Source organism: Caballeronia sp. A2-2, from assembly GCF_057612605.2.
Genome location: NZ_JBVFIR010000005.1, coordinates 219,415 through 244,259, shown reverse-complemented (window position 1 = coordinate 244,259; position 24,845 = coordinate 219,415). Strand labels below are relative to the sequence as shown.

19 protein-coding genes are annotated in these 24,845 nt (G+C 60.6%); 8 read left to right on the top strand and 11 right to left on the bottom strand.

Annotated features, from left to right (window positions below; translation table 11 throughout):
* The first annotated feature begins 59 nt into the window (after positions 1 to 59).
* Both ACZCWR_RS35260 and ACZCWR_RS35255 read left to right on the top strand, forming a co-directional pair.
* Positions 60 to 1,382 carry an MFS transporter gene (locus tag ACZCWR_RS35260; protein ID WP_487306901.1) on the top strand — a complete coding sequence of 441 codons (1,323 nt, stop codon included), beginning with the start codon at positions 60 to 62 and terminating at the stop codon, positions 1,380 to 1,382.
* Positions 1,383 to 1,421: 39 nt separating this feature from the next.
* Positions 1,422 to 2,579 (top strand): mandelate racemase/muconate lactonizing enzyme family protein, encoded by a 1,158-nt coding sequence (locus tag ACZCWR_RS35255; protein WP_487306900.1) that lies wholly within the window; start codon positions 1,422 to 1,424, stop codon positions 2,577 to 2,579.
* 23 nt (positions 2,580 to 2,602) lie between these two features.
* On the opposite strand, the gene ACZCWR_RS35250 is transcribed toward ACZCWR_RS35255, so the two are convergent.
* From ACZCWR_RS35250 to ACZCWR_RS35240, 3 genes are read right to left on the bottom strand one after another with little or no spacing between them, the layout of a single operon-like run.
* Positions 2,603 to 4,114, bottom strand: a complete 1,512-nt coding sequence (locus ACZCWR_RS35250) for an aldehyde dehydrogenase (RefSeq protein WP_487306899.1) — start codon at positions 4,112 to 4,114, stop codon at positions 2,603 to 2,605.
* 18 nt (positions 4,115 to 4,132) lie between these two features.
* Complete coding sequence (locus ACZCWR_RS35245) at positions 4,133 to 5,521, bottom strand: MFS transporter (RefSeq protein WP_487306898.1); 1,389 nt, start codon at positions 5,519 to 5,521, stop codon at positions 4,133 to 4,135.
* A 31-nt stretch (positions 5,522 to 5,552) separates the two neighbouring features.
* Entirely contained in the window at positions 5,553 to 6,284 is a 732-nt protein-coding gene (locus ACZCWR_RS35240; protein WP_487306897.1) for an enoyl-CoA hydratase/isomerase family protein, read from the bottom strand.
* A 57-nt stretch (positions 6,285 to 6,341) separates the two neighbouring features.
* On the opposite strand from ACZCWR_RS35240, the gene ACZCWR_RS35235 reads away from it, so the two are divergent.
* Positions 6,342 to 7,103 (top strand): GntR family transcriptional regulator, encoded by a 762-nt coding sequence (locus ACZCWR_RS35235; protein ID WP_487306896.1) that lies wholly within the window; start codon positions 6,342 to 6,344, stop codon positions 7,101 to 7,103.
* A gap of 63 nt (positions 7,104 to 7,166) precedes the next feature.
* On the top strand, positions 7,167 to 7,670 hold the full coding sequence (locus ACZCWR_RS35230; protein ID WP_487306895.1) for a hypothetical protein: 504 nt from the start codon (positions 7,167 to 7,169) through the stop codon (positions 7,668 to 7,670).
* A 338-nt stretch (positions 7,671 to 8,008) separates the two neighbouring features.
* Here the strand turns inward: ACZCWR_RS35230 and ACZCWR_RS35225 are convergent.
* The 8 genes from ACZCWR_RS35225 to ACZCWR_RS35190 form a co-directional block, all read right to left on the bottom strand.
* Positions 8,009 to 8,820, bottom strand: a protein-coding gene (locus ACZCWR_RS35225; protein WP_487306894.1) for an IS5 family transposase whose coding sequence is annotated in 2 segments (ribosomal slippage) — positions 8,009 to 8,481 and positions 8,481 to 8,820 — 813 coding nt in all. Because the reading frame shifts where the segments join, the coding sequence is not laid out codon by codon here.
* Between the two features lie 653 nt (positions 8,821 to 9,473).
* On the bottom strand, positions 9,474 to 10,787 hold the full coding sequence (locus tag ACZCWR_RS35220) for an MFS transporter (protein ID WP_487306893.1): 1,314 nt from the start codon (positions 10,785 to 10,787) through the stop codon (positions 9,474 to 9,476).
* 46 nt (positions 10,788 to 10,833) lie between these two features.
* Positions 10,834 to 12,018 carry a porin gene (locus ACZCWR_RS35215; protein ID WP_487306892.1) on the bottom strand — a complete coding sequence of 395 codons (1,185 nt, stop codon included), beginning with the start codon at positions 12,016 to 12,018 and terminating at the stop codon, positions 10,834 to 10,836.
* A 126-nt stretch (positions 12,019 to 12,144) separates the two neighbouring features.
* Positions 12,145 to 13,008: an isocitrate lyase/PEP mutase family protein gene (locus tag ACZCWR_RS35210; RefSeq protein WP_487306891.1), complete on the bottom strand. Its 864-nt coding sequence runs from the start codon at positions 13,006 to 13,008 to the stop codon at positions 12,145 to 12,147.
* Between the two features lie 42 nt (positions 13,009 to 13,050).
* Positions 13,051 to 14,484 (bottom strand): aldehyde dehydrogenase family protein, encoded by a 1,434-nt coding sequence (locus tag ACZCWR_RS35205; RefSeq protein WP_487307105.1) that lies wholly within the window; start codon positions 14,482 to 14,484, stop codon positions 13,051 to 13,053.
* 95 nt (positions 14,485 to 14,579) lie between these two features.
* On the bottom strand, positions 14,580 to 16,334 hold the full coding sequence (locus ACZCWR_RS35200) for a GMC family oxidoreductase (RefSeq protein WP_487306890.1): 1,755 nt from the start codon (positions 16,332 to 16,334) through the stop codon (positions 14,580 to 14,582).
* Positions 16,331 to 17,641 carry an MFS transporter gene (locus ACZCWR_RS35195; RefSeq protein ID WP_487306889.1) on the bottom strand — a complete coding sequence of 437 codons (1,311 nt, stop codon included), beginning with the start codon at positions 17,639 to 17,641 and terminating at the stop codon, positions 16,331 to 16,333. Before ACZCWR_RS35195 ends, ACZCWR_RS35200 begins: the two co-directional genes overlap by 4 nt.
* Positions 17,642 to 17,888: 247 nt before the next feature.
* Positions 17,889 to 18,623 carry a GntR family transcriptional regulator gene (locus tag ACZCWR_RS35190; RefSeq protein WP_487306888.1) on the bottom strand — a complete coding sequence of 245 codons (735 nt, stop codon included), beginning with the start codon at positions 18,621 to 18,623 and terminating at the stop codon, positions 17,889 to 17,891.
* A gap of 217 nt (positions 18,624 to 18,840) precedes the next feature.
* Here ACZCWR_RS35190 and ACZCWR_RS35185 point away from each other — a divergent pair, with 217 nt between their 5' ends.
* The 4 genes from ACZCWR_RS35185 to prpF are packed head-to-tail and all read left to right on the top strand — an operon-like array spanning position 18,841 to position 24,833.
* A complete protein-coding gene (locus tag ACZCWR_RS35185; protein ID WP_487306887.1) occupies positions 18,841 to 19,644 on the top strand; it encodes an amidohydrolase family protein in 804 nt (267 codons plus the stop codon).
* 7 nt (positions 19,645 to 19,651) lie between these two features.
* Positions 19,652 to 22,318 carry an aconitate hydratase AcnA gene (gene acnA / locus ACZCWR_RS35180; protein WP_487306886.1) on the top strand — a complete coding sequence of 889 codons (2,667 nt, stop codon included), beginning with the start codon at positions 19,652 to 19,654 and terminating at the stop codon, positions 22,316 to 22,318.
* Positions 22,315 to 23,691 (top strand): MmgE/PrpD family protein, encoded by a 1,377-nt coding sequence (locus tag ACZCWR_RS35175; RefSeq protein ID WP_487306885.1) that lies wholly within the window; start codon positions 22,315 to 22,317, stop codon positions 23,689 to 23,691. Before acnA ends, ACZCWR_RS35175 begins: the two co-directional genes overlap by 4 nt.
* On the top strand, positions 23,688 to 24,833 hold the full coding sequence (prpF, locus tag ACZCWR_RS35170; protein WP_487306884.1) for a 2-methylaconitate cis-trans isomerase PrpF: 1,146 nt from the start codon (positions 23,688 to 23,690) through the stop codon (positions 24,831 to 24,833). Before ACZCWR_RS35175 ends, prpF begins: the two co-directional genes overlap by 4 nt.
* Positions 24,834 to 24,845 lie beyond the last annotated feature (12 nt).

The following is a 24,845-nucleotide window of genomic DNA, read 5'->3' as shown; positions in this document are numbered from 1 at the left end:
ACGTTCTGCACGCAGACCTTGCGTGCAATCGTGGCGTCGACGAAGCCAGGGAAATAACAATGGAAGGTCTAAAGCCGATTGCCGCCTTGCCAGATTTATCTCAGCAGGAATCCCTCGAGAAAAACACAATCAGGCGCATCTTCTGGCGAATCATTCCAATCGTCGTACTGGCTTATATCATCTCGATGATCGATCGGTCGAATATCGCCATTGCCGCGTTTCAAATGAATGAGGATCTCAAACTGGACCCTGCGCGGTACGGTCTTGCGGCGGGCATTTTCTTTATCCCCTATTGCCTGCTCGAAGTCCCGAGCAGTGTGATGCTGGTCCGCTACGGTGCGCGACGCTGGATTGCGCGCATCATGGTTTCGTGGGGCGTGGTGTGTATCGCCATGGCGTTTGTTAAGGGTCCGTACTCGCTTTACGCGGTGCGCTTCTTATTGGGCGCCGCCGAAGCCGGATTCTTTCCATGCGTGATCTTTTATTTGTCGCTCTGGTTTCCTGCGCGATATCGCGGAAAAATGTATGCGATTTTCAGCATGGCTTTGCCCATCGCTAACTTCATAGGTTCGCCGCTCGCTGCGGGGCTGCTCGGTTTAGATGGCTTCTTAGCATTACGCGGATGGCAATGGTTGTTCATCATCGAAGCCATTCCCGCCATTTTGTTCGGTTTCCTCTTTTTCGCCGTGATGGTGGATGGACCCGATCAGGCGTCGTGGCTCTCCTCCGAACAACGCGCCTGGCTGACCTCGGCACTCGCTCGCGATGAACAACGCTCGCGGCCCATGGAGTCATCGTCGGGATGGCGTTTTCTGTGGAGCCCTTATGTGCTCGCGCTGGCACTCGTGTTTTCCGGAAGCGCAGGCGCCACCGTCGCGCTCGGACTCTGGATGCCGCAGATTTTGAAGAGCTTCGGCATGTCCAACATGAATGCCGCGCTTTTGAACATGCTGCCTTACGTGGCGGCCTGCGCCACGATGCTTTGGTGGGGATCGGCGTCCGACCGCTCCGACCGGCTGCTGCGAACCGTATTGCCGCTCATTCTGATCGGTATCAGTCTCGTTGCAACGGTGTTCGTTCACTCTCTTGTCGCGTCGATGATCCTGCTCTCGCTCGGGCTGGTCGGAACCTACGCGCTCAAGGGCCCGTTCTGGGCGCTCGTCAGCGACTGGACGCCCGCCCCCCGCGCCGCGACGACGATCGCCCAGATCAATGCCATCAGCAATCTTGCCGGGTTCGGCGCGACTTATCTGTTGGGCATCATCAAAGGCGCGACCGGCAGCTTTTCACTCGCCTGTTTGCCGCTTGCGGCGCTCGCCATCGTTTCTGCGGTCACGCTGTTGATCCTTAAACGCATGAATGGCCAGCGAACCATAGCGTGACGCCCGCCGGTTCTGTGTACCTACTCTCTCGGAGACTTTATGAAGATCACGTCCGTCACCCCTTTATTCATCGATCGATTTCTGTTCGTTAGGATCACGACGGATAAAGGATTCTCTGGAATCGGCGAATCAGGCGCATGGGGCCATCTGGAAGCCAGTGCCGAAGCGGTCAAGAAATTCGGAGAGTATCTGATCGGAAAAGATCCCCGGAGAATCGAGCATCACTGGAACGTGATGCATCGCTTTCAGCATTTCACGGGCGCGGCGATCAGCGGCGCGATATCGGCCATCGACGTGGCGCTGTGGGACATCAAGGGAAAGCAACTCGGTGTTCCGGTCTACGAACTGCTTGGCGGCGCGATGCGCGACAAGGTCAGACTGTATGCGCACTGCAAAGGGCGCACGGTAGAAACGCTGGTCGAGCGCGCTAAAAAGCTGGTTGCCGATGGTTTTACCGCTTTGGGTTATCTGAATCCTTTGCTCGAAGAAGGGGTTCAGGATAGCTGGTTCAAATCGTATAGCAGCAAGATGAGAGGCGCGGTCGACGCCATCCGTCAGGTACGGGAAGCCGTTGGACCTGCCATCGATATTTGCGTGGAAATTCACTCGCGCATGCGGCCCGCCGAAGCGATTGCTTTCGGCCGCGCAATCGAACGCTTCACGCCCATGTACATTGAAGATCCGATCCCGCCGCACAATATCGATGCCACGGCCCACGTGGCTGACCATATGCCTGTGCCTGTCGCGACTGGTGAGCGCTTCATCACGATCCAGCAGTTTCAGATGCTCCTCGCCCGCCGAGGCGCGGAGTATGTTCGCCCTTGTATTTCCGTTTGCGGCGGCATCACGGCAGGGAAAAAGATTGCCGCGCTGGCAGAAGCGCACGGCGTGGACGTGATTTATCACAACCCGCTATCGCCGGTTAATCTATCCGCCTGTCTGCATCTGGATGCGGCCATTCCAAACTTCGCCATACAAGAATATCCGCTCGACTCGATCGAATTCGAGGGAATCGAAGGTCTACGTGGCAGCCAGGTCGTGCCGGGTCTTGCTGCTCCCGAGAAAGGCTTTATCGCTATTCCCAACGCACCGGGATTAGGCATCGATTTGCCGGAAGACGCGGCGCAACGGTTTCCCGCGCGGAACAAACCCGTCGCCATGCGCGCGCATTACGACGGGTCGGTCGTGGAGGAATAAGGCAGGCAATTACGTCTTATCGATCAATTCAGCCGCTTCAACTCGCCATCGTCCGCATACCAATCCACCGTCTTGCCGCTGGTATTGACCGTGACGGCGCGCGGCTCGCTGAATTGATCGAACGATTCGATGCCCGTCTCGCGCCCCACGCCGCTATTCTTGAAGCCACCCCACGGCGACGCCGGATCGAGCCGGTGATGATCGTTCACCCACACCATGCCGAATTCCAGCTTCGACGCCACGCGATGCGCCCGCGCGACATCCTGCGTCCACACCGATGCAGCAAGCCCGAACTGTGTCGCATTGGCGATGCGAATGGCATCCGCTTCGTCCTCGAACGGCATCACGACCGTCACCGGCCCGAACACCTCGTCCTGACCGATTTCCGATTGCGGCGGCACGTCGTACATCACGGTCGGCTCGATGAAGAACCCGGCCTTTAGCGCTTGCGGCACGCCGCCGCCCGTCAACAACTTCGCGCCCGATTGCTTCGCGCGTTCCAGCATGGCGAGGATGCGCTGACGCGAACGATCGGAAATCACCGGGCCGAGTTGCGTCTTCGCATCGGTCGGATCGCCGACGCGGATACGCGCCGCCTTCGCGCGGAAGCGTTCGAGGAATTCCGCGTACATCGACTTCTGCACGAGAATGCGCGCACCGCACACGCACGTTTGTCCCGCACCGATGAACGCCGCGAAGGCCGCGCCGTTCACCGCACGTTCCATGTCGAAATCGTCGAACAGCAGCACGGCGCCCTTGCCGCCGAGTTCGAGCGTGGTCAGCGCGAAATTGCGCGCGGCCGCTTCGCCGATCGACCGCCCCACTTCCGTGCCGCCAGTGAACACGACCTTGCGAATCAGCGGATGGCTCGCGAGCGCCGCGCCCGCTTCTCGCCCTTCGCCGTTGACCACGTTGACGACGCCCTTCGGCACACCCGCTTCGTCGAGCAGGCGAACCAGCCGCACGGTCGTCAAAGGCGTTTGCTCGGATGCCTTGATGACGACGCTGTTGCCCGTCGCAAGCGCGGGCGCGAGACTCTTGGACAGAATCATCAGCGGATGATTGAACGATGTCATCAACGCGACGACACCGAGCGGCACGCGCTGCGTATAGCAAAGATACGGACCTTCGATCGGAATGACATCGCTGCGGCGCGTGAGCGCCAGCGCCGCGAAATAGCGGTAAAACTGCGGCAAACGTGAAATCTGCGCGCGCGTCTCCGAAATCGGCCGGCCGTTGTTGAGCGTTTCGAGTTTGTAGAATTGTTCGAGGTCGGCTTCGAACAGATCGGCGAAACGATTGAGAATGCGCGCGCGTTGATGGATCGGCATATCGCGCCACGCGCCGCTGTCGAACGCGCGATGACCCGCCTGCACCGCGCGATCCACATCGCTTGCCGTGGCAGCAGCCAAGGTGCCGATCACGCCACCGGTTGCAGGATTGACAATATCCATCGTGCGGCCGCTTTCGGCATCGGTCCATTCGCCGTCGATGAAAAGCTGCGCGTCGAGATGATTCGGGTTCACTGTGTCCATGTGTAATCCTGAGTTTATTTATTTCGAAGGCGATGCGTGCGCGTGGTGCGCGTCGTGTGTGTCGGGGGCATCGGGCTGAAGGTCTTCGAGGCGTTCGCCGGTCGGCTCCACGCCCAGCCACGCAACCACGATGATTTGAATAGTTAGTAATCCGATCATCATCGCGAGCACACCGACCACGCCGTGTTGCGCGAACAGCGCCACCACGATGAAGGGTGTCACGATGGTCGCGCCACGTCCCAGCGTGTTGCAGATGCCCGATGCGCGCAGGCGCACCGGCGTCGGGAAAAGCTCGGGCACATACACGGCGAACAGCAGCGCCACGAGCACGTAGATCGGAATGGTGAGCAAGAGGCCGATCACCGGCAGCAACAGCGGATTCGACACGAACGGATAGATCGCGCCGAACACGATGGCCGCGAACGATGCACCGATGATGGTCGGCTTGCGTCCCCATGCGTCTGCCGTCAACGCGCCGATGCCGCTGCCGATGGGCGCGCCGAGCGACATTACGAGCGCAAAGCCGAACGACTTCGCGATGCTCATGCCCTGATGCACGAAGAACGTGGGCAGCCACGTGACGAAGCCATACAGCAGCGTGTTGATGACCACGAGCGTCACGCAGCCGACGATCATGCGCGGCAGCATGGCGCCGGAAAACAGCGAGCCGAACGACATGGGCGCGGCATTCGTCGCTTTCGTCATGAGCGCTTGCGGCAGCGGTTCGCCGTCGCGCGCTTGCATCACTTCCGCTTCGATGCGCGTTATGATCGCTTCGGCTTCGTCGTTGCGGCCAACCGATTCGAGCCAGCGCGGCGACTCCGGCAACGACTTGCGCGCGTACCACACACCGAGCGCGCCGAATCCGCCGAGGACGAACATCGCGCGCCAGCCGAACGACGGAATCAGCAACAGGCCGATCAGGCCCGCGACCGGCAAGCCCGACACGACGAACACGGCCATCAACCCTTGCAGCTTGCCGCGTTTTGTCGGCGGCACGAATTCCGTCAGTGTCGAATAACCGACGACGTTTTCCGCGCCGAGGCCCAGGCCCATCACGAAGCGGCACGCGATCAGCACACTCATGTTGGGCGCGAGCGCCGCGCCGAGCGATGCGAGACCGAAGATCGCGAGATTCGCCTGATACGTGAAACGACGCCCGAAGCGGTCGCCGAGAAAGCCGGTGCCGAGCGAGCCGAGCATCATGCCGAGAAAGGTCAGCGACACGAACAGCGCGTTCTGCGCGAGCGTCGAAAAGCCGGTTTGCAGCGTGGCGCCGAGCACCGTGGATGCCACGTAGATATCGAAGCCATCGAAGAACATGCCGATACCGATCAGCCACATGATGCGGCGATGAAACGGCGACATCGGCAAGCGGTCGAGCCGCGGGCCTGCGTTGACGTACATGGTTGTCTCCTCCTTGTCGTCTTGTTCCGGCTTATCGGCCTTGCATCAGTCTCAACGAACTGACTGTCAGCATGTCGGTCGCGGCACGGAAGTTTTCTTCGATGCTGCTTTCCTGCGCGGTGGTGAAGAAGGCTTTGCAATCGCGCGCGCCGGTTTCATCGAGTGCGAGGATGCGTTTTGTGAGCGTGTCGGCTTCCGCTTGCAACGCGTCGCGCTCGCAGATGCGCGTGATAAGGCCTGCGCGCAAGGCTTCGTCGGGCGTGATGGCATCGCCGAACAGGACCATGGGAAACAAGGCTTTCGGTAATGCATAGTTGCCCGCGTAAGCCATGATCGCGGCAGGCGGCAGGCCCTTGCGCATCTCGGGAAACGCGAGCTTTGCGTTCGATGCGACCAGCGTGAAATCGCACAACATCGCCAGGCCAAGGCCGAAACCCATTGCATCGCCCTGCACTTGCGCGATCGAAATGAGCGACGTGTTGCGCACGAGCCGCTTCATCTCAATGAGGCGCGCCACTTCCTTGCGGATCGATACCGCATCCGTGCCCGCGCGCTCGCAGCCCGTGCAGAACGTATCGCCCGCCGCACGGATGCGCAGCACGCGCGCCGCCGGTTCGAGCGCTTCGGCACGCAGCGCGGCGGACATGGCATCGAACATGGCTGCGGAGATTTCGTTGCCGCACTCCGCACGATTCAGCGTGAAGGTCAGCACGCCTGGCGTTCTGTCGATTAAAACGGGTTGCGGCAACGGGTCTCGATCCATGACGTCTCCTTGTGTATAATCTGTATACAGCGTATTCAAAAAGTCATCGAGGTGTCAATGCCTGCCGCAAAAATCGCTCGTAAGTCCAAGGCAAACCGTGCTGTGGCGGTCGCGCCTACTTTGGAAGACATCGCGGAGCGCTATCACACGCGCCTGCGTGCGCTGGATGCTTCCAGCGATTCTCTGAGCGAAGGCGTGGTCGTTCCCGCGCTGCGCGAGGCGATCGTGGAAGGCGTGTTGACGCCGGGAAGCCGGCTGTCCGAAGTTCAGGTTGCCAAGCAACTGAACGTGAGCCGAACGCCCATGCGCGAAGCATTCGCGCAGCTCGAACGCGAAGGTCTGGTGAATATCGTTCCGCGCGTCGGCGCCTTCGTGCGCGCGGTGAGCCTGCGCGATGTCGAGGAAATCTATACCGTGCGCGCGGCGCTCGAATGCCTCGCCGTGCAGCTCGCATCGGAGCGCATCACGCCATTGGGCACGGCGCAACTCGACGACGTGATCGCGGCCATGCAGGCAAGCGTAGAGATGGATGACCCATCCGCTTACGTCGATGCGCTCGACCGCTATTACGCGATTGTCATGACTATCGCCGACAACCGCACGTTGCAGGAGAATCATGCGGCGCTCATCGGTCCCGTGCGGCGCTTGCGTCGTATTGCGATGGCGCGTGGCGGGCGCATGCGCGCATCGTTCGATATGGCGAAGAAGATACGTAACGCCATCGTCGCGCGTTCGCCGAAGGTTCATGACCTGATGCGCGAGCAATTGCGCGGCGCGTGTGCGGCGGCGATCGATGTTCTCGAAAGCGCGGCTGAGTGAAAGTAGTCGGTAGGCGGTCCGAAAGCAGCGTGTATCATCACCTGCAAATAACGAGGACCCACGATGAAGTCACTGCTGCGATTCTTTACCATCATCCATGCGTTGATGGCTGTTCTTTTCACGTGCGCGGCCTTGATGTTGATTGGCATTGCGGCGCGTATTGGGTCGACTGCGTTCGTGGGACATTGGGATGAAGCGAGCGCGCTGACGATTATCGAGGCGCTGGGCGTGCTGGCCGGCGCTGTGGTTGCCATGCAGATCGCTGAAACCATCGTGGAAGAAGAGGTCATCCGCGAGGCTGACGTAAGCGCACCGACGCGCGTACGGCGGTTTGTGTCGCGGTTTCTGGTGGTGGTGGTCGTGGCGCTTGCAATCGAAGGCCTTGTGGCGACTTTCAAGGCGTTGCATCAGGATCCGTCGCAACTCTGGTATGCGAGTGGGTTGATTGCTTCGACAGGTTTGTTGCTGGCTTGTTGGGGGGTGTTCGTTCACTTGAACCGGTCGGCGGAAGAGTTGGAGCCGGAAGCGATGGAAGATGCGAAGCGGGAAGATGGGAAGGTGCAGTAGTTTTAGATGGGGGCGTTTGGATTTTGTTGTTCTTTCTTGCAACGGGCTTCTCTTGTTTGTGCTGTTTATTCAGTAGCCGCCTCCCCGGCGGGGGGGTAACTTTCTTTGCTGCTGCAAAGAAAGTCACCAAAGAAAGCAGCTTTTTACCCCATGCACGATGGCTGGAAAGGGTTGGTCTGGATTAAACGATGCAGTGGCCGCAATAGGACTTGCCACGCATAACGAGTCGCTTAGGCAACCTGACGATTACGCGCTCCAACTCTCTAGTCTAAGTGGACCGCATTCATTCCTTCGGCCATGCGCTTCGCGCGCCGAGAACCTAAGAAGCTGTTGCGAAATTAATTAAAGCAAGATTTAAGGCGCGTCCAGCAAATCAAAGCGCAAGCTAACGCGAGGAAAGCCTCGTGAACATGAGCATAACGTTCATAGCGAATCTTCAGGCGTCGAAACGAGTGGAGCCACGCAATCGAGCGCTCGACTTGCCAACGTGTTTTGCCAAGTCCGCTGCCATGGGGCGAGCCGATTTTTGCGAGCACTGGCGTGATGCCACGTTCACGCAAGCGTTGCCGATGCGGCTCGGAACTGTAGCCCCGGTCGCCCTGAACGATGTGCGGCTTGCGCAGGGGACGGCCCCTTTTGCCGCGGATAGGTGGAATGGCCTGGACCAGTGCATCGAGCTGCGTAATGTCGTTGCGGTTTGCGCCGGTCAGGATGACCGCGAGCGGGATGCCTTGCGCGTCGACGATGAGGTGGTGCTTGCTGCCGAGCTTGCGCCGGTCCGTGGGATTCGGGCCAGTTTTTTTCCCGCCAGCATGGCGCGAATTGACGAGCTGTCGACGATGGCACGCGTTAAATCGATTTCGCCGCGGCGGCGCAGTTCGGCCAGCAACGTCTCGTGGATACGCTGCCAGACACCGGCCTTCTGCCATGCGACGAGCCGTCGCCAGCAAGCTGTTCCTGAGCCGCAACCCATTTCCTGCGGCAACAGATTCCAGGCAATGCCCGAGCGCAGCACGAACACAATGCCAGTCAGCACTGCTCGGTCTGGCGTCGGCTTGCGGCCCGCGTACTGGCGATTGCGCGGCGCCTGCCTGGGCAGAAGCGGTTCGATGAGCGACCACAATTGGTCGTCTATAAGTTCTTTAGGCATTGTTTCCTGTCAGGCAAAACAAGACAGGAAGTTAACATCAAATCAGAAAAGTTAACAGACCCGATATTTAATTTTGCAACAGCTTCTAAGAACGGAATCCCGCAGCGTATAGGTGCCCAGCCACCTCAAGCCGCACCGCAAGATTGCTATTCGGCCCTACCTCGATTCGTGCTTCCGGCTAAAAGCACATGGCCAGATAAGACAAACTCACTGACCCGCTATTCAGGCATTAAGTGTCACGTTGTTGTTTCCTTTTTTCATGGAGCACCAATCGAGGTAAGGCCCAATGGGATGGGTGCGATGTGGCTCGATGTGGCTGGGCACTAATTCGCTGCGGGATTCCGTTCTTCGGTTCTCGGCGCGCGTAGCGCATGGCCGAAAGTATGAATGCGGTCCACTAAGCGTTCGTTATTCGAGCGCGTAATCGCCAGGTTGCCTAAGCGGCAAGTTATGCGTTCATAGTTCTATTGCGGCCACTGCATCCGTTAATCCAGACCAACCCTCTCCAGCCAGCGTGCATGGGGTAAAAAGCTGCTTTCTTTGGTGACTTTCTTTGCAGCAGCAAAGAAAGTTACCCCCCCGCCGGGGAGGCGGCTACTGCAATAAAAGCCCAAACAACAGCAGCCCCTTGCAAGAAAAAGCCACACCGTAAATCATCTAACCCGAGCTTCCTCCAACGCCACCTCGTGCGGCACAAACCCCAGCAACACAGTCGAAATCAATAAAGAAGTCGCAAGCGCCAAAAGCGCATAAGTGAAATTGCCAAAGTGAAGGTTAAGCCATCCCACCATATAAGTTCCGGCAAACCCCGCCAGATTCGAAAACGCCGTAATAAAAGCAATTCCCGACGCCGCACCCGGCCCACGCAAGATCGCCTGAGGAATGGGATAAAACACCGCCGAATAACAATAAATGCCCACCATGCCTATCGTGATCGATAGCATCGAAAGCACAGGTTGTCTGAACAACGCGCTTCCAACCAATCCCGCCGCGCCGACCAAGTTGGCGATCATGGCATGTCGCCGTCTATGCCGGGTACGGTCCGAATGGGCGCCCCACGCCAACATGGCTCCCGCGCCCAACAACGCGGGCACCGCCATCGCCCAGCCAACCTCGTCGCTCGGCAAACCCAGCTTGCCGACCACCTGAGGAAGCCACAGCGCGGCGCTGTAAAGACCGATTGCCCAAAAGAAATGCAGCAGCGCAAGCAGGATGACACGCCGGTCCTGCAACGCCGCCCGCAGAGAACGCGAATGCCGCCGATCATCGGGATGCTCTTCCGCACGAAGCCTTTCGAGCAGCAAGGCTTTCTCCTCGGCGGTCAGCCAGCTTGCGCTGGCGGGCGTACTCGACATCGTGCACCACGTCACGATACCGAGCAGCACCGCCGGAATCCCACCGATGATGAACGTCCAGCGCCACGGTGCCAAACCGCCCATATCGCCGATCGACAACATCACCGATGCCAAGGGGCCGCCGATCACGACCGAGATCGGCAGCGCCATGGTGAAGAGCGCCGTTGTCTTCGCCCGATGATCCGACGGAAACCAATACGTCATATACAACAGAATGCCCGGGAAGAACCCCGCCTCGGCCAAACCGAGTAAAAAACGCATGACATAGAAGCTCGTCTCACCGGCGATAAAGGCGCTTGCCATGGTGACGATGCCCCACGTAATCATGATTCGAGCCAGCCAACGGCGCGCGCCATAGCGCTCAAGCAGAATATTGCTCGGTATCTCCAGCGAAACGTAACTCAGAAAGAACAAGCCTGCGCCGAATGCATAGCCTGTTGGCGACAGGTGAAGATCTTCATTCATGCGCAGCGAAACGAAGCTCAACAGCGTCCGGTCGAGAAAGGAAATGACAAAGCCAAGAAACACGATGGGAATGATGCGCCAGTAAATCTTGCGCAAAATAGGCGCCAATAGCGTGTCTCCGCTCTCGATCGATGAACTGATTTGCACAGCCTCTCCTGTCGATATCTCATTCATGAATCAGATGCATTGTCGATCAAAAACGATGCGCCACGCCGATCCCGATCGCAATCTGGCTGCGCGACGTCGAAGGCGCGCTGTTGAGCCCGTCGCCGATGGTCGGCGTCGCATTGATGATATTGCCCGCGCCGCTCGTGCCGAGTGTCTTTCCGTTGGCACGCTGATAGACTTCGAGCGCGTAAAACTCAGTGCGCTTGCTAAGACTATAGAACTGCGCCAGATTGAATTGCTGGTACTGCGCGTTGCTCGTGATTCCGTTCGCCTGAGTCGCTCTCGTATAACTGTAGCCCGCAGCCACATCGACCGGCGTCAAAGGGCGCCAGTGCAGAACGATACCGCCCGTATTGAAGATTGCCGTGTCACGAAAGGCGGAATTGACGCCCGGTATGTACTGCACGTTCGAATAGCTCAAGCCCAAATCCCAGTTCGGCAGAAACTTGATATTGCTCGTCACGGCCACGCGCTGTTGCGCCTGATTGGTCTGGTATCCATTGTTCAGCGACGATATACCGGGCTGACCGCCGCTCGTCGTGGTCGAATCGGCGCCCCACGCGCCACCGCCTAACGTCGAGTTATTGATGCGCTGAAAGCCCGCCCCAATGGCAAAGAAGCTGTTCACGTACTGCGCGCCCGCGCTCCATGTCGAACCTCGGTTGAAGCTGCCCGGAACGCCGCCCAATGAATAGGAGCCGCCGAAGGAAAAGCCGCCGAAACTCGGTGAGATGTACTGGAGTGAGTTATTGGCGCGATAGACGAGGTCCATCGAATCGAGGTCGCCCGGGTGGGCGCCATAGAAGCCCGTGATCCATGCCGTCGGTCCATACGGTCCCACGAAGAAATAGTAAGCGGTGTATTGCCGCCCCACGGTGAAGGTGCCGTATGCCGCATTGGTCAAGCCGACGAACGCTTGCCGGCCGAACATCGCGCCGCTGTATTGTTGCGCGCCGGTTGCACTGTTGAAGCCCGATTCGAGCGTGAAGATCGTCTTGGTGCCGCCGCCGAGGTCTTCGACGCCACGAAAGCCGAACCGGTTACCGAAAGCAACGCCATTGATGACGCTGACTTTCGAGCGGCCGCCCGAGTTGGAACCGAGTGTACCGGCGCTGCTTTGATAACCGATGCCGGTATCGATAATCCCGTATAGCGTGACGCTGCTCTGCGCGCAAGCCTCGCCTGAAATTTGCACTATCGCGGCGGCCATCAGAGCCATTCTCACTGTATGAGCGATCTTGTTTTTCACGTCGTCTCCTGAATTTACTTATTTAGTCATGCTATTTGATGTGGGCGAGCCTAAAGCCGCATCGAATCCTGAACGATGTTTAGCGCTTCACCGATAGCGCTCTTCCAGCTCGTCGTAAAAGGGCTTATTGACAAGGCGCTGGCGTTCGAGGAATGGCGTCACGATGTTTTTGTCTTCCGTGAGAATGCCATCGTGCTTCAGTACATCCAGCGCGCGGTTCATGCCGGTCACCGCTCCCTGCAAGGCAGCGTTGGCGTACAGCACCAGCGAGAATCCCATTGCGCCGAATTCCTTCGCAGTAAGCGCCGGTGTTTTTCCGCCGATGACGATGTTGATCAGAAGCGGCTTGTCGAGCAGCTTCGGAAGGCGCCGGATATCGACCTCTGCTTCGACGGCCTCGACAAAAAGAATGTCCGCGCCCGCTTCGCCATACATTTGCGCGCGTTCGACCGCGGCTTCGAAGCCTTCGACGGCGGCCGAATCAGTTCGCCCGATGATGAGCAGGTTATCGTCCTTGCGCGCATCGACCGCAGCCTTGATCTTCGACAGCATCTCGCTCGTCTCGATCACGCCTTTTCCATTGAAGTGGCCGCATTTCTTAGGGAATACCTGATCCTCCATCTGCAAGGCATCGGCGCCTGCGCGTTCGAGTCGTTGTACCGTGTGATACGTGTTGACCGGATTGCCAAAGCCCGTGTCCATATCCACGATCACGGGTACATCGACGACATCGCGAATCCGCTGCGTGTTCTCTGCGATCTCGTGCAATCCCATGAACGAGAGATCGGGCAATCCGAGGTTCATGTTCGTCACGCCTGCGCCGGTAATATAGACGGCCTCGAAACCTGCATTGACGATGCAGCTCGCGCTCATGGCGTTGAACGCGCCGGGGACGACCAGCCCACGCCGCTCATCGACAATACGCCGCAGGGTTTTTTTTGTATCACTCATGTCATGTAGCCCATCAAAGAAGATTGTTTGAATCGCACTGTGTTAGGACGTCTTGAGCCAGACAGCCTTGAGATTGAGATACTCGTCGATGTGATGCACGCTGCTCTCGCGCCCGTACCCGCTGCTCTTGTAGCCGCCGAACGGCATGGCCGGGTCCATCTCGCCATAACAATTCACCCAGACCGTTCCAGAGCGTAGTTTCTTCGCCAGAGCGTGAGCGCGGCCGACATCGCGCGTCCATACTCCGCTGCCCAGACCAAAGGGTGTATCGTTCGCACGTCGAATCACTTCGTTCAGATCGGTGAAGGGAATGGCTGAAATGACCGGTCCGAAGATCTCTTCTTTCGCAATGCGCATGCTGTCGTTCACATCGCCGAACACTGTCGGCGCGACGTAGTAGCCACCCTCGAAGGCTTCGCCTCGCAAGCGATCTCCGCCGGACAACACGCTGGCGCCCTCGTTTCTACCGGCATCCAGATAAGCCGAGACGCGCTCGAATTGCCGTCTTGAAACCAGTGGGCCGATTTGCGTTGCCGGATCGACGCCCGCACCGACCTTGAGCGCCTTGCCGAACGCGGCCACGCGCGCGGTGAATTCCTCGTAGACGGATTGCTCGACAAAGAGGCGCGTGCCTGCACTGCACACCTGCCCCGAATTGCCGAAGACGGACATGGAAGCGCCTTGCACCGCCTGATCGAGATCGGCATCGGCGAATACGATGTCGGGCGATTTCCCGCCCAGTTCGAGCGATACGCGCTTGATGTTGCTTGCCGATGCCTCGATGATCTTCTGCGCGGTCGGCAACGACCCGGTAAAGGCGATCTTGTCGACGCCGGCATGGCGCGCGAGTGCATCGCCTGCACGCGCGCCGTAGCCCGTCACGACGTTGATGACGCCCGCAGGAATGCCCGCTTCGAGACACAGTTCGGCAATGCGCAGCGGCGTGAGCGATGCATCTTCGGCAGGCTTGAGCACCAGCGTGCAACCGGTCGCGAGCACGGGGCCGAGCTTCCAGATCGTGGCGGTCAGCGGCGAGTTCCAGGGAATGATGGCGCCCACCACGCCCACGGGCTCTTTGGCGATATACGTGAAATATTCGCCCGGAAACGAATTTTCAACGGTGTCGCCGTTGATCATCGTTGCTTGCCCGGCATAGAAGCGCAGCATACCGATCGCGCGACGGCGATAACCGCGAACACGAGAGATCGGCACGCCCATGTCGAGCGTGTCGAGCATGGCAAGCTCATCGAAATGAAGGTCGATGAGTTCAGCGAGTTTGAGCAGCAAGGCTTGCCGCTCGAACGGTTTGACACGCGACCACGCGCCTTCGAAGGCATCGCGGGCCGCGCACACGGCGCGGTCGATATCCTCGGCATCGCCTTCCTGTAGCTTGGCGAGCACTTCGCCGGTAGCGGGGTTGAGCGTATCGAAGGTCTTGCCCGACGCCGCCGTAGCCCATTCGCCACCGATCAGCATGCGTTTGACCGGCGGCGCTTCTGCTCGTGTCAGCCCGGAACCGGAAGCGCTCGACGTTTCGCTATCCGAAGCATTCGCACCGTTGCGCGACGAACTCATTTCATCTCTCCATGAACGACGGTCTTGATTTCGGCGATGCCAGCGCGCGACTTCATCAAGTCCGCAATACGCTCGGCCACCATGATGGTCGGAATGTTCAGATTGGTCGTGGGAATCTCGGGCATCACGGACGCATCCGCGACATAAAGATTTTCGCTGCCCAACACCATGCCGCGATGGTCGGTGACGGCGTTGCGGTCATCGGGCCGGCCCATCCGGCAAGTCCCGCATGGATGCCAGATTCCGGTGACCGCGCGGCGAACATACGTGCTCAGTGCGCGCTCGTCGCGCAACAGGTCTTCGATAGTGACGCCACCGGTGACGAAGCGGCTGATGATCTGCCGCCGCGCCCACGCCGACGAATCCATGATGCGCGCCGCAATCTCCGTCTTGATGCGATTGGACGCGTTGATCTTCCCGAGCTTTTTGATCTTGTCGGAAAAGCCGACCGTGAATGGATCGAGCGCGACGCGCGGCACATCGCCGGTCGCCAGCAGCGCGGCCATGTACCGGAACGAGTCCACCATGCGCTGCAGATCGCGTTCATCGCCAAGCCAGTTGAAGTCCACCGCGGGGCTGTCGCCGGAGTCTTTCGCGGACAACCGGACCGTGCCCGTGGAAAAGGTTTTGCCGACATAAGCGCTCAATGTGCCGAGGCGTTGCCCGACCGCGTGCCACGCCGATTTCACCACGACCATCATGACCATGTCGCTCGCCGGACACGGATCGAGCTTCGACGAGTAGATCAGGTTCACATAGTTATGCCGGAGGATCGGACGACTGCGCACGGCCGCTGGCAAATACGCCGAGAGCGAAATGGACGGATGATCCTGCAGATTCCGGCCCACGCCCGGCAGGTCCAGAACCGGCGCGACGCCATGCTCGCGCAGATGATCGATACCGCCAACGCCTGCGCGCAACAGCAGCCAGGGCGTATGAAGCGCGCCCGCGCACAGGATCAGCACACTGCTCGCGGGCAACGTCAGCCGGCCTCGCCCTTCGACATCGAGCGCCGCTGCCCGTTTGCCCGCCATCACGATGTGCCGCACTTGCGCATCGGTCCAGATCGCTAAGTTAGGACGTCGACGCACTTCCGCGCCCAGATAGCCGACTGCCGTCGATACGCGCCGCTTGCCGTCGTTGGCTAGGGGAATCTGCGCGAAGCCTTCCTCGAAGGTGCCGTTCATGTCCGCGCGCAGCGGGTAACCCTGATCGAGCCACGCACGCGTCACCGCGCACGTGAACGGATCCCAGTGATCCATGTCGATGCGATCGATCGGTATCGGACCGTCTTTGCCATGCAGCGGGCCGCTGAAGTTCCGGTCGCTTTCGAGCTTGCGGAAGTACGGAAGCACGTTCGGCCAGTTCCAGCCCGCCGCGCCCAGTTGCTCCCACGCGTCGAAATCGCGCGGTGCGCCGCGCAGCGCGACCTGACCGTTGATACTGGAGCCGCCGCCCATCACGCGCGCTTGCTCGTAGCGCACCGCGCCGCCGCTCGCGCTTGTTCGCTTCAGTTCGGGCCAAAAATAGCCCGAGTTATTGAACGCGAATCCGGCGTAAGTATTGGCGATGTCGAACGGAACCCGATCGGGTGGATGATCGGCGCCCGCCTCCAGCAGCAGCACGCGGTTCGCGGGGTCTTCGGAGAGGCGGCTCGCCAACACGCATCCTGCCGAACCTGCGCCGACGACGATATGCGTGGGCTCGAAGGGCAAGGTGGCGAGCGCCGCCTGTGGCAGATCACGGGTCATGTACGCGCTTCTTCGAGGGACGTTTCGTGCGGCACGAATCCGAGCAGAAAGGCCGAAATCAGGAGCGAGGCGCCGAGCGCCAACAGCGCATACGTGAAATTGCCGAAGCGCTCGTTGAGCCAGCCGACCATGTACGTCCCGAGAAAGCCCGCCAGATTCGAGAAGCCCGTGATGAACGCAATGCCGGAAGCCGCGCTGGTGCCGCGCAGGATCGTCTGCGGAATGGGATAGAAAACGGCGGAGTAACAGTAAATGCCGATCATGCCCACGGTAATCGAGGCCATGGCCAGCACCGGATCGGTGAGCAGCGCGCTGCCGAAAAGCCCCAGCGCGCCCATGATATTCGCGATCACCGCATGCCGCCGGCGATGTTTCGTGCGGTCCGAATGCGCGGCCCACGCGAACATGGCGATTGCGCCCAGCACGGCCGGAATGGCGATCGCCCATCCGACCTGCCCGTTGCTCAGCCCGAGCTTCTTGACGACCTGCGGCAGCCACAACGCCGCGCTGTACAGGCCCATGGCCCAGAAGAGATGCAGCACCGCGAGCAGCAGCACGCGGCGGTCTTTCATCGCGGCGCGGAAGGAATGCGTGTGGCGCTGATCGTTGGGATGCTCCTCGGCGCGCAGACGTTCCAGCAGCAGGTGTTTTTCGTCATCGCTCAGCCATTTGGCATGCTCGGGCTTGCTGGACATGGTGATCCAGATGTACAGGCCGAGCAGAACAGCGGGAACGCCCGCGATGATGAACGTCCAGCGCCACGGCGCCATGCCGCCGATATTGCCGAGCGCCAGCATCGCCGAACTGAGCGGGCCGCCGATGACCACGGAGACCGGCAACGCCATGGTGAACAGCGCGGTGGTCTTGGCGCGATGATCGGACGGAAACCAGTAGGTCATGTACAACAAAATGCCCGGAAAGAACCCGGCTTCCGACATGCCGAGCAGAAAGCGCATGAGATAGAAACTCTTCGGTCCGACGATGAACGCAGTCGCGGCGGTGACGATGCCCCACGTAATCATGATGCGCGCAATCCAAAGCCGCGCGCCGACCCGTTCGAGAATCACATTGCTCGGGATTTCCAGACAGATATAGCTCAGAAAGAAGAGTCCCGCGCCGAAGGCATAGCGCGTCGGCGACAGTTGCAAGTCCTGATTCATTTCGAGCGACACGAAGCTGAGGATCGTGCGGTCGAGAAAGGCAATCACGTAGCCAAGAAAAACGATTGGAATGATGCGGCGATACACCTTCCGGATCACGTCGGCGAACACCGGCTCGCTCGTCGCTAGCGCTGGGCTGATCAACATGTCGTCTCCATATTTTTGTCTTTTGCCTGTGCCTGGGAAGGCCGGGGCTTCACGTGAATCGCCTGGAGACTGGACCGGTTGCATCGCAGGAAACGGCTGTCATCAAGCTCATCAAGTTGACTACTCAGGTTGAATCCTAGTCCAACGATGTAGTCATGTCAAAACAAGAATATCGAGCGTTTACGCGAACTGCGTCACATCGGTTTCGATGTGTACGGAAACATTCGTGCGAAGCCGGAATGACCGTTCAGGTCCGGTCTGTCGAATGCAGCGCGTAGTGGATTTTGAAGTCGCCGCCGTAGATCGCCCTGCCAAACAGCAGGGGCCGATTCTGCGCCGCGAAGATGGTGTGTTCGCGCACGAGCAATGGGTCGCCCCGGCGCACATGCAACAGACTGGCGAAGCGATCCGTGGCGATCGCCGCGCTCACCGAGTTCTCGATGCGGCTGATCTTCAGCCCCAGCCGATCGCGCAGAATGTCCTGCACGGTGAGGGTACGCAGTTGCTCTTCCTCGATCCGCTGCGCGATGGGTCCGGGCAGAAAGCGCACTTCGATGGCGGTCGGCGCGCCTTCGACCAGACGCAGCCGTTCGAGCTGGTAGACATCGGCGCCTGCGGGCAGTTCCAGCCGTTGCTCCACCTCTGCCGAAGCCGTCATGGGCTTGAAGGAGAGCAGTTCGTATTCGAGCCTTTCCCCGCTGGCCAGCACGTGCTGCTCGTACGAGGCGAACTCGTTGGTATCGACGCGATCTTCGCGCCGGCCGCTGCCGACATACGTACCGCTGCCGATGCGCCGCGAGATCACGCCTTCGAAAGCGAGTTGCTGCAAGGCCTTGGCGACCGTCGAACGCGTGGTCGCAAACCGCTGCGCCAGTTCCGGCTCCGATGGCAGACGATCGCCATCCCGGAAGCGGCCATTGGCAATGCCCCCTCGGATGAAGTTCTGGATTTGGACGTAAAGAGGGACACTCGGCGCGCGCATGACTTGAAGTATGCCATGAAGTCGGAGGCGTTCCGCGTGATCGCCAAGCATCTACCGCGCCAAGTGCTCGTTCTGACTAGTCAACTTCTCAATTGACCCGAGTTGAGTAGTCAACTAAGATGGTCTCTACGCACTCGTTTTTTGGACGGCCGTTGGTTTCGGCCCACGCGAAATGACAGGGCGCGCTTCTAAGCCGTCCACGGAGGAGACAAACGCGATGAATGTGGTCGATACGCATATCCACGTATTTGTGCGTGGCCTCAAACTGGCGCCTGTTCGGCGCTACGTGCCGGAGTACGACGCCACCATTGATGACTACATCGAGCGGATGAACCGTTTCGGCATCACGCACGCGGTGCTGGTGCAACCAAGCTTTCTGGGCACCGACAACAGCTATATGTGCGAAGTGCTGCGCCAGCACCCGGAACGTCTGCGTGGCATCGCCGTGGTCGAGCCCGAAGTGTCGGAAGAAGAACTGGATGCGCTTCAGAAAGACGGCGTCGTCGGCATTCGTCTGAACCTCGACAGTCTGTCCATTCCCGACTTCGACCGGGGCGCGTGGCCCGCTCTGCTGGCGTCGCTCAAGCGCCGAGGGTGGCAAGTGGAGATTCATCGCGAGGCGCGCGATCTGGATCGTCTGGTCGATCCGCTCATCGAGGCGGGCGTGCGCGTGGTCGTCGATCACTTCGGACGTATCGACGACGATCTCGGTGCCGACGATCCGGGCTTCAGACGCATGCTGACGCACGGGGCGAGCAGGCTTTTGTGGGTCAAATTATCGGGCGCTTACCGCAACGGCTCCGACGGACGCGGTTTCGGGCACGCGCCAGCGGCCGCACAACTGCTTCTGGAACATCTGGGCGCCGACCGTCTGGTCTGGGGCAGCGACTGGCCGCACACGCGGCACGAGTCCTATATCGACATTCCGCGCATGCGGCGCGAAGTCGAATCGTGGGTGAAAAATCCCGCCGACATCGAGCGCGTGCTCGGCTCGACACCGCTGGAACTGTTCAAATTCTGAGGTCGCCATGGCGCTTTCCTGTTTCGATACCTTGCGCGATCTCAGCATCGACGGACGCACGGCGGGCCGGTTCCACTCGCTGCCGGCACTTGCCAAAAGCCTGGGCGGTTCGTTGTCGCGCATGCCTTTTTCGCTGCGCATCGTGCTCGAATCGCTGGTGCGCAATGCCGATGGCGCTGCGGTCGAAGCGCATCACGTGCGCGCGCTCGCAGGCTGGCAGCCGAACGCACCGAGAAACGACGAAATACCGTTCGTCGTGGCGCGCCTGATTGCGCCGGATGCCTCGGGCATTCCCTTTCTGGCGGACCTCGCCGCCATGCGCGATGCCACTCGGGCGCTCGGCTTTCCACCGAAGCTGATCGAACCGGTCGTGCCGGTCGATCTGATCGTCGATCATTCGATTCAGGTGGAGCGCGCCGGAAGCGCGGACGCCCTGCTCTACAACATGATGGAGGAATACCGCCGCAACGAGGAGCGTTATAAGTTCCTCAAATGGGCCGCTGGCGCTTTTCAAGGCTTTCGCATCACGCCGCCCGGTGTGGGCATCATTCATCAGGTCAATATCGAACAACTCGCGCGCGGTGTGTGGCAAAAAGACGGCGTGTTCTTCCCTGATACGCTGGTCGGCACCGACAGCCATACCTCGATGGTCAACGGCATCGGCGTGCTGGGCTGGGGTGTGGGCGGCATCGAAGCCGAAGCCGCCATGCTCGGACAGCCGGTGTATCTGCTGATACCGGATGTCATCGGCGTGGAACTGACGGGCACGCTGCGTCCCGGCGTCACCGCCACCGATCTCGTGCTGACGTTGACCGAAACCTTGCGGGCGCACAAGGTGGTCGGCAAGTTCGTCGAGTTTTTCGGCGATGGCGCAGCGCGTCTTCCCGCGCCGGACCGCTGCACGCTCTCCAACATGGCGCCGGAATATGGACCGACCGCAGCCTATTTTCCGGTCGATGAAGTGACGATCGCCTATCTGCGTTCGGCAGGCAGAACCGAAGCGGAACTCGCCCAACTGCGCGCCTACTTCGAAGCGCAGGAAATGTTCGGCATGCCGCGTGCCGGTCAGCTCGATTACACCGCCGTCATCCGAATCGATCTGGGCAAGGTCGTGCCGAGTGTCGCCGGTCCCAGCCGTCCGCAAGACCGGGTGCCGTTGACCGGACTGAAAGCGCGCGTAAAAGACTTGATCGATGAGCAAACCGCCCCGGTCGAATCCGATGAAATACGCAAGCTCGAACACGGTGACATCGTGCTGGCGGCGATCACATCCTGTTCCAATACATCGAACCCCGGCGTGTTGCTCGCGGCCGGTCTGCTGGCGAAAAAGGCCGTGAAAAAGGGCTTGCGCACGAACCCTCACGTGAAGACTTCGTTCACGCCCGGTTCGCGCGTCGTCAATGCCTATATGAACGAAGCGGGCCTGCAAACTTATCTCGACCAACTCGGCTTTCAGGTCGTCGGTTATGGTTGCGCCACGTGCATGGGCAATTCCGGTCCGCTCGACCCTCGAATCGAAGAAGAGATCGCGGCGGGCAAGCTGCTGGTGGCGTCGGTGCTTTCGGGCAATCGCAATTTCGAGGCGCGCATCCATCAGTCGATCCGCGCGAACTTTCTCATAAGTCCGCCACTGGTGGTCGCCTTCGCGATCGCGGGCAAGGTCGGCTTCGATCCCGAGACGGAACCGCTCGGCCTCGGCAGCGATGGCCAGCCCGTGTTCCTCCGCGACGTCTGGCCCTCGCTCGAAGAGATCGACGAGAGCATGCGTTTCGCGCTCGACCCGAACAATTTCAGGCGTCTTTACGCCGACTTCACCGAAGGTGATGAACTCTGGCAAGCCCTGAGCGCCCCGCAAGGCGAACTGTTCGAATGGGACGCGAAATCGACCTATATCCGGCAACCGCCCTTCTTCGAGCACTTCGAGCAGCATCCCCCCGCCGTGAGGCCGTTGCATGGCGCGCGTCTGCTTGCCGTGCTGGGTGATTCGGTCACCACCGATCACGTCAGCCCCGCATCGACCATCAAGCCGGACTCGCCCGCAGGCGCCTATCTGACCGGACACAAGGTGCTCAAGGGCGACTTCAACAGTTATATCGCACGCCGAACCAATCATGAAGTCATGATGCGCGGCACCTTCGGCAATGTGCGCCTGCGCAATCTCATGGCGCCGGGAACGGAAGGCGGAATGACGGTTCATCAGCCCGGCGGCGAAAGCATGTCCATTTACGACGCAGCCATGAAGTATCGCGAAGAACACGTGCCGCTGATCGTGGTGGCGGGCGAGGAATACGGCACCGGTTCGAGCCGCGACTGGGCCGCCAAAGGCCCCGCGCTGCTCGGCGTGCGCGCGGTGATCGCGCGCGGTTTCGAGCGCATTCACCGGAGCAATCTGATCGGCATGGGCATTCTTCCGTGCCAGTTCATCGGCGATGAAAGCGCGGCATCGCTTGCGCTAGACGGCAGCGAAACGCTCGATCTGCGCGGCATCGAAGACGGCGTGACGCCTCGGCAACAACTGGCGCTGCGCATCACCCGCACCGATGGCACGACGCTCGACACCACGGTGCTGTGCCGGATCGACACGCCGATCGAATCCGATTATTTTCGTCATGGCGGCATCCTGCCGTACATGCTGCGCAAGCTGTTGCGCGCGCACGAGGAGGTCCTTGCATGACGCTGCATTCGAATACGGCGCGCCTTGCCGCGTATATCGCCGGGACGAAGCATCGCGCGGTTCCGCCGGAAATCATGGACGAAGCGCGCAAGTGCCTGATCGACTGGACCGGCGTGTGCGTGGCCGCGCGAGACTTGCCCGAGGCAAAAGCGGTGAGCGCGCTGGTGCAGGAATGGCGCACGCCCGGCGCGGCCCTGATGTTCACGGGCGGCACGACCACCGCGGCGCTCGCCGCGCTCGTCAACGGCACGCTGTCGCACTGTCTCGATTACGACGACACGCATATTCCGACCGCCATTCACGTAAGCGGTCCGGTCTGGGCGACGCTGCTGGCGCTCGGCGCCCAGCGTCAGTGTGACGAAATCACGCTGCTCAAGGCCTACGTCACGGGTTTCGAGGTGGCCGCGCGGCTGGGTGACAACGGCATCGGCGTGCGCCTGAACAATAGCGGATGGCATGCCACCGCCACGCTCGGCATGCTCGGCGCGGCGGCGGCCGCCTGTGTCGTGATGGACTTCGACGAAGCGCAAATCTCGCACGCGCTCGGGCTCGCCGCGACGCAAGTGGGCGGCCTGACGATCTCCTTCGGCACCATGGCCAAGCCCTTTCATCCGGGCAAGGCGGCCATGGATGCGATCATCGCGGTGCAACTCGCCGCGAACGGCATGCAGGCCGCCAGCAACGTATTCGATGGCACGACGAGCGTGATCCACACGCTGCTGCAAGACCGCACGTTGGACTACGTGCTTCCCTCGTTCGACGAAGGCTGGGAGATCACGCGCAACAGCTTCAAGCCGTACGCCGCGTGTCAACTGGCGCACGCCGCGATCGACGGCGCGCGCGAGGCCCGCCAACACGTTGGCGCACGCCAGATCGAAAAGATCAAAGCCTTCGTGCATCCGCTGGCGGTGAAGATTGCGGGCATTGCCGATCCGAGGACGTCTACCGAAGGCAAGTTCAGCATCGGCTTCTGCATCGCGCTGGGGCTGGACGGCTGCGCGGTGACCACGCGCGACTTTACGCCCGAGCAACTCGCCGATCCGCGCCTGCGCGATATCACGCGGCGCGTTCAGCTTGTCGTGGAGGACGGCATCGAACGGACCGCCACGCGGCTGGAGTTCGAGATGGTCGATGGCGAGCGCTTCACGCACAATGTCGGGCATGCGTTCGGCAGCATCGGCCGACCCATGACGCGCGAGAATCTCGACGAAAAGTTCATGACGGTCGCGAGCGCGGTGCTGGGCGAGCGCGCGGCGGAGTTGCTGGAAGTCATGCATCATTTCGAAAAGCCGGGCTCGTTGGCGCGCATGTCGTCGTTATGCGCGCGTGATGCGACGCCTTCAGCGCCCCACGTCGAAGAGAGATCAACGTGACTCAACGTTCCATTCCCGCGATCTTCATGCGCGGCGGCACCAGCAAAGGCGTGTTCTTCCGCAGCGATGCCTTGCCGCCGCCCGGTGCCGAGCGCGACGCCATTCTGCTGCGTGTGCTCGGCAGCCCGGACCCTTACGGCAAACAGATCGACGGCATGGGCGGCGCAAGTTCCAGCACCAGCAAGGTCGTCATCGTCGGGCCGGCGAACCGGGCGGGCGTCGATCTCGAATATTGCTTCGGACAGGTGTCGATCGCCGATGCGCTCATCGACTGGTCGGGCAACTGCGGCAATCTCACCTCGGCGGTCGCGCCGTTCGCCGTGCATAGCGGCGTGCTGCCCATGCCTGCGGATGGCATCGCGCATATCAGGATGTGGCAATCCGGAATCCAGAAAAGGATCGACGCGCATGTGCCCATTCGCGACGGACACATCCAGGAACTCGGCGATTTCGAACTGGACGGCGTGACCTTTCCTGCCGCCGAGATCGTGATCGACTTTCTGGACCCTGGCGGTTCGGGCGATGCCGCGCTGCTGCCCACGGGCAACGTGACCGATGTGCTCGACATCCCCGGCATAGGCTCGCTGGAAGTCAGTCTCGTCAATGCGGGGAATCCGGCGGTGATCGTCGAAGCGCGATGCATTGGCCTACGTGGCGACGAATTGCAGGCCCAGATCAATCACGATGCCGCGCTGCTGGCGCGCTGCGAGATCATTCGAGCGCATGCCGCAGTGGCCATGAAGCTGGCGAAAAGCGCCGACGAAGCGAGCCGTCTTCGCCCGGCCACGCCCAAGCTCGCGTTCGTCGCGCCGCCCGCCGCTTACGTCGCGTCCAGCGGCAAAGCCATCTCGAACGCAATGATCGACCTCAACGTCCGCATGCTGTCGATGGGCGTATTGCATCACGCCATTCCCGGCACGGGCGCGATCACCATGGGCGTCGCGGGCGCGCTGCCGGGCACGCTCGTGCACCGGATCGCGCATGCGTCGGGCTGGGCGGGATCGTCGCTTCGGATCGGACATCCTTCGGGCATGCTCACGGTCGATGCCGAAGTGGAAAAAGCCGGCGATCAGTGGAATGTGCTGAAGGCCAGTGTCAGCCGAAGCGCGCGAAGCCTGATGGCGGGACACGTCTTCTATTGATTCGAAGCGCGG

What these genes read in the sequence shown, in the direction of transcription:
- ACZCWR_RS35260 (WP_487306901.1), top strand. Translation starts at nt 60, where the DNA reads ATGGAAGGTCTAAAGCCGATTGCCGCCTTGCCAGATTTATCTCAGCAG.
- ACZCWR_RS35255 (WP_487306900.1), top strand. Translation starts at nt 1,422, where the DNA reads ATGAAGATCACGTCCGTCACCCCTTTATTCATCGATCGATTTCTGTTC.
- ACZCWR_RS35250 (WP_487306899.1), bottom strand. Translation starts at nt 4,114, where the DNA reads ATGGACACAGTGAACCCGAATCATCTCGACGCGCAGCTTTTCATCGAC.
- ACZCWR_RS35245 (WP_487306898.1), bottom strand. Translation starts at nt 5,521, where the DNA reads ATGTACGTCAACGCAGGCCCGCGGCTCGACCGCTTGCCGATGTCGCCG.
- ACZCWR_RS35240 (WP_487306897.1), bottom strand. Translation starts at nt 6,284, where the DNA reads ATGGATCGAGACCCGTTGCCGCAACCCGTTTTAATCGACAGAACGCCA.
- ACZCWR_RS35235 (WP_487306896.1), top strand. Translation starts at nt 6,342, where the DNA reads ATGCCTGCCGCAAAAATCGCTCGTAAGTCCAAGGCAAACCGTGCTGTG.
- ACZCWR_RS35230 (WP_487306895.1), top strand. Translation starts at nt 7,167, where the DNA reads ATGAAGTCACTGCTGCGATTCTTTACCATCATCCATGCGTTGATGGCT.
- ACZCWR_RS35215 (WP_487306892.1), bottom strand. Translation starts at nt 12,018, where the DNA reads ATGGCCGCCGCGATAGTGCAAATTTCAGGCGAGGCTTGCGCGCAGAGC.
- ACZCWR_RS35210 (WP_487306891.1), bottom strand. Translation starts at nt 13,008, where the DNA reads ATGAGTGATACAAAAAAAACCCTGCGGCGTATTGTCGATGAGCGGCGT.
- ACZCWR_RS35205 (WP_487307105.1), bottom strand. Translation starts at nt 14,484, where the DNA reads ATGCTGATCGGTGGCGAATGGGCTACGGCGGCGTCGGGCAAGACCTTC.
- ACZCWR_RS35200 (WP_487306890.1), bottom strand. Translation starts at nt 16,334, where the DNA reads ATGACCCGTGATCTGCCACAGGCGGCGCTCGCCACCTTGCCCTTCGAG.
- ACZCWR_RS35195 (WP_487306889.1), bottom strand. Translation starts at nt 17,641, where the DNA reads ATGTTGATCAGCCCAGCGCTAGCGACGAGCGAGCCGGTGTTCGCCGAC.
- ACZCWR_RS35190 (WP_487306888.1), bottom strand. Translation starts at nt 18,623, where the DNA reads ATGCGCGCGCCGAGTGTCCCTCTTTACGTCCAAATCCAGAACTTCATC.
- ACZCWR_RS35185 (WP_487306887.1), top strand. Translation starts at nt 18,841, where the DNA reads ATGAATGTGGTCGATACGCATATCCACGTATTTGTGCGTGGCCTCAAA.
- acnA (WP_487306886.1), top strand. Translation starts at nt 19,652, where the DNA reads ATGGCGCTTTCCTGTTTCGATACCTTGCGCGATCTCAGCATCGACGGA.
- ACZCWR_RS35175 (WP_487306885.1), top strand. Translation starts at nt 22,315, where the DNA reads ATGACGCTGCATTCGAATACGGCGCGCCTTGCCGCGTATATCGCCGGG.